The sequence below is a fragment of the candidate division KSB1 bacterium genome, from assembly GCA_022562085.1.
Lineage (GTDB): Bacteria > Zhuqueibacterota > Zhuqueibacteria > Oceanimicrobiales > Oceanimicrobiaceae > Oceanimicrobium.
The window spans coordinates 1-3,999 of record JADFPY010000392.1 but is presented as its reverse complement, the minus strand read 5'-3'; the positions used below and the strand labels follow the sequence as shown (position 1 = coordinate 3,999).

Below are 3,999 nucleotides of genomic sequence, written 5' to 3'. Positions count from 1 at the left end.
CAGGGCCGGGCGGTGGAAGCTGTACCGGTCATCGGGACCGGCCGTACCGTGGACGAGGATCACGGCTGGGAACGGCCCCGTCCGTCCCTGCGGCAGTACCAAAATACCATCCCGGGTCTTCGGTTTCTTAAGGAGGCTGTCGAAGGTTAGGGTCTTGCCGCCTTCAACTGTCTGGCAAGCCACGGCGAGAATACAAGCCGCCAGAACCAACCAGGTCAAAACGCATAATGAGGTTGTTGTAACCACCATCGACACGGGAATAGCTGAAGACACGATTTTTTATTATATGATAATGGTTGTCATGAAAATGACTGTTTTCCATGCCAAGCGGAATAAAAATGTTCTTGTCAGCAAACTCTTTTATAGGCAGATCTGAAGCTTTTTCTACGATCATCGCCAGCATAAAGTAGCATGAATTGCTATAAAGGTATTTGTCTCCGGGTGTAAAATTCAAAATCTTTTGGCGCTTAATCAATTGGTAAATGGCATCATCGTCTATATGATCAAGTAAATCATTCCCAGCAAGTTCCCAGAGTGTAAGATTATCTCGGACTCCACTGGTATGGTGAATAAAATGTCTAATCGTGAGAGGAGCCTGGTATTTTGGAAAATCCGGTAGGTAAAGTTGAATCTCATCATCCAGGTTCAGTTTTCCTTGTTCTTCCAACAAAAGGATACACATCGTCACAAACTGCTTGGATACAGAACCAAGATAAAAAACTGAAGAGGCTGTAATAGGGATGCCATGCTCTAAGTCAGCTATACCGTAACCTCTGGTATAGATTAATTTTCCCTTTTCTATAATTCCTATTGCTGCCCCGGGAGAGTCCTTATTATTCCACTGCTCGAAAAGACTATCAATCCTAACTTGATCTGCCGAATTGATTTGTGCAGTCACATTAAGGACGAATATTAAATTTCCATAGATTAAAATATATTTTAATTTCATGATTATTGATTCCTTTATATTTCAGCTAACGAGATTGTCGAAAAACCGAGGATGCAATTGGCCATTTTGTTTTTGAGTTCATATTTTTCAGATTTTGGTTTTGTTCCCGCTACTTTTTGTTCAGCTTTAGAAGCGGTTTGCCCGGAAAAGTCGGGTTGGGCCAGGGCTGAGTTCTACCTCTTTTGCCCTAATACGCCCTGCCATAGTGCGCTATCTTCTCAATGTTGTGCACCAGTGCAAATAACATCCACTGAATATTGACCTTTTCCTTGGTCCGTAAAGTAAACCGGTCCAGCCGCTTCTGAGCACGGATATTGGCAAACACCGGTTCCACGATGGCTAGGCGTCTGCTATAGATACGCCGGCCCTCGTGTGTATCTATCTTCTGTTTCATCGCCTCTACCAAGCTAAACTTCTTTTGGACTTCCTCAACCCGTTCTAAAGGAATCACTAAGTGTCTGCGTTTGGTGGTTTTCTTGCTCAAGCATTTCTGTCGGAATGGACAGACCGCACAATCGGTTTCCCGGGCCCGATAAATATCATAGATAAGATTACGAATTCGGTGCGCATGGGCATGGCGTTTCAAAACTTTTTTGTTGGGACAAATATAAGATTTGTTCTGTTCATCGTAGATGAAATCTTCAAGGGCGAATCTATTTTGCTTACTAATAGTTTTTTTCTTAACTTTCTTCCTGGGATTAATTCCGTCTTTAAATCTGTCCCGTTCAGAAAAGCGCACATCCCTTTTGCGGAACTGCGGGTCGGGAATATAGGCGTCGATTTTTTCTGTATCGCAAATGGCCATATTGTCTTTGTTATGATAGTTGCAGTCGGCGCTCAACTGCTTGCCTGTAAAATAATCTTCCTTTTTGCCGATGGCTTGCATGTTCTTTTTGGCGCCTTCAAGCATCGGTTTGAGATTATCATGGTCCTGGCCATTGCCCATGGTCTCTGCATTGACGATTATTTGATGCTTGTCGTCGACTAAAGCCTGGGCATTGTAGCCTTGAATGACGCCGTGGGAGGTCGGCATCTTCGCCGACTCATTGTCGGTGACATTGCTCTGAATCTCGGCTTTGCTCTTGCCGGCTTTGGGCGTATTGTTCTTTAGAAATTCGTCCAGACGCTCTACCTGGCGTGCGAGGCGTTTCTTTTGCTTCTCGCGTCTCTGGCTATCGGATTCGGAGGTCTCGTCTGTGTGGATATGCTCAGAGAGAACTTCGTTTAACTTCTCTCGCAGTTTATCCCGTTTCTTCTGCAACTCCTTAAATGTGCCGCTCCATTCTTTCGAGGCATTTGAGGGCAGCTTGAGTCCATCCAGGGAGAAATGGGTGCCGCCCAAAAGATTCAGCTCCTCACACACCAGCAGGATGTTGCAGAAAATCGATTCGATTTCCTCTTTCATCGAAGAGACAAAATGGGCGATGGTGCTGTGGTCGGGTTGAAAGCCGCAGCCCAGGGCCATGAAGATGATATTCTCACGGCAAGCCCGTTCGATAGGACGGGAACCGATAATGCCTCTTGAGTAGGCAAACAGAACGATTTGAAGCAGGATTTTGGGGTCGAAGGCGGATGCGCCGGTGTCGTCGTTCTTAAAGCGGTTCTCGAAAACCGACAGGTCGATTTTCTTCTCGACTAATTCGTGGATGGCGTATTCTATGGTTCCCGGTTCTAGTTGTTCTTTCAGCGTGATGGGAATCATGACCATCTGGTCATAATTGTAAGGTTTATACTTAGCCATTATCGCCTCTAACTATCAGTGAATACTAATAGTTAATGTATAAAACTGCTTACACAATTGCTACTATTTTGTGTTGAATCTGACCTTTTTCGACAGTCTCAACAGAACCGTTCAAAAGCTTATAACTGATGGCTAAAAAACCATGAGAGATTTTAGAAAACAACAGGTTTGGGTAAAGTCTCATCGTCTGACTTTAAAAGTTTATGAAATCACCGCAACTTTTCCACGCGAAGAACTTTATAGTTTAACCAGTCAAATTAGACGGGCGTGTGCTTCCATTCCAACTAATATTGCAGAAGGGTGTGGTAGGGAAACCGACCTGGATTTCGCACGATTTCTTCAAATTGCAATGGGTTCAGCCTCGGAGGTAGAATATTTGTTCATGCTGGCCAACAGTCTTGATTTCATAGAAAACATTCAGTACAATGAGCTAAATGAGGAGATTGTAGAAATTAAAAAAATGCTCACATCTTTCATAAAGACGCTCAGAAGCGGATCATAATTATTTGCTGACCGCTGAAAGCTGACTGCTGAAGGCTAAACCCCTACTCCATAAACCTCTCCTTCATCTCTGGTGGCGGCACAATGCACTCCTCATATTTTCCAAACCAACGATAACGCTTCCGGGCAATAAAATTATAAAACCCATCCCTCAGAAAAAGCGGAACAATTCTCAGTCCCGAGGCAACTCGCCAAACACCACCGAGAGTTGATACACAATCGAGGATCGCCTGAGATCTAACTGAGATAAATTCCCTGGCAGTATCATAATTTTGCACAAAAATTACACTCCGTGTATTATCCTCAATTTCCGGATGCCGTTTCAGAATTGCCGCAGCAGTTGGTCCTTGTAACGGGGCGAATTTCAGGACACCTTGTTTGTCTCTTTTGAGTAGAAACTGAACCGTCCGATCACAAAGGGCACAAACGCCGTCAAACAGGACGATTAAATTTGGATTTTCTTTATGGTCTTCGATTGCTGATTTCATTTCAATCCTGTTAAACGCTCAAATAATTTAAGATACAAATTCTCCCTTTTCCCGGCAAGTCTAACTTAGGAAAAACTGAAAAATTCCTTGAGCATGATATCGCGGCAGCCTATCTTGTAACTATGCCACTCGGTGGGATTTACACACTTGCCTGACATTCGTATTAATATTCAGCTTTCAGCTTTCAGCTGTCAGCTAAAGAAACCATATTCAAAGCTGATGGCTAAAAAACCATGTGAGACTTTAGAAAACGACAGGTTTGGGCGAAGTCGCATCGTCTTACTTTAAAAGTTTATAAAATCACAGCGACTTTCCCACGC

At 43.8% G+C, this 3,999-nt stretch carries 5 protein-coding genes; 2 read left to right on the top strand and 3 right to left on the bottom strand.

Going from position 1 to position 3,999, the window contains the following annotated elements:
* Positions 1 to 12: 12 nt before the first annotated feature.
* Positions 13 to 150, top strand: a complete 138-nt coding sequence (locus IH879_21000; protein ID MCH7677407.1) for a hypothetical protein — start codon at positions 13 to 15, stop codon at positions 148 to 150.
* Positions 151 to 163: 13 nt separating this feature from the next.
* Here the strand turns inward: IH879_21000 and IH879_20995 are convergent, their stop codons facing one another.
* Positions 164 to 949, bottom strand: a complete 786-nt coding sequence (locus IH879_20995; protein ID MCH7677406.1) for a serine hydrolase — start codon at positions 947 to 949, stop codon at positions 164 to 166.
* Between the two features lie 187 nt (positions 950 to 1,136).
* Positions 1,137 to 2,690, bottom strand: coding sequence for an IS1182 family transposase (locus tag IH879_20990; GenBank protein ID MCH7677405.1), 1,554 nt, complete (start codon positions 2,688 to 2,690; stop codon positions 1,137 to 1,139).
* A 142-nt stretch (positions 2,691 to 2,832) separates the two neighbouring features.
* On the opposite strand from IH879_20990, the gene IH879_20985 reads away from it, so the two are divergent.
* Entirely contained in the window at positions 2,833 to 3,192 is a 360-nt protein-coding gene (locus IH879_20985) for a four helix bundle protein (GenBank protein ID MCH7677404.1), read from the top strand.
* Positions 3,193 to 3,235: 43 nt separating this feature from the next.
* Here the strand turns inward: IH879_20985 and IH879_20980 are convergent, their stop codons facing one another.
* The gene (locus IH879_20980; protein MCH7677403.1) at positions 3,236 to 3,679 is read right to left on the bottom strand and encodes a thiol-disulfide oxidoreductase DCC family protein; all 444 of its coding nucleotides are present in this window, start codon (positions 3,677 to 3,679) and stop codon (positions 3,236 to 3,238) included.
* Positions 3,680 to 3,999 lie beyond the last annotated feature (320 nt).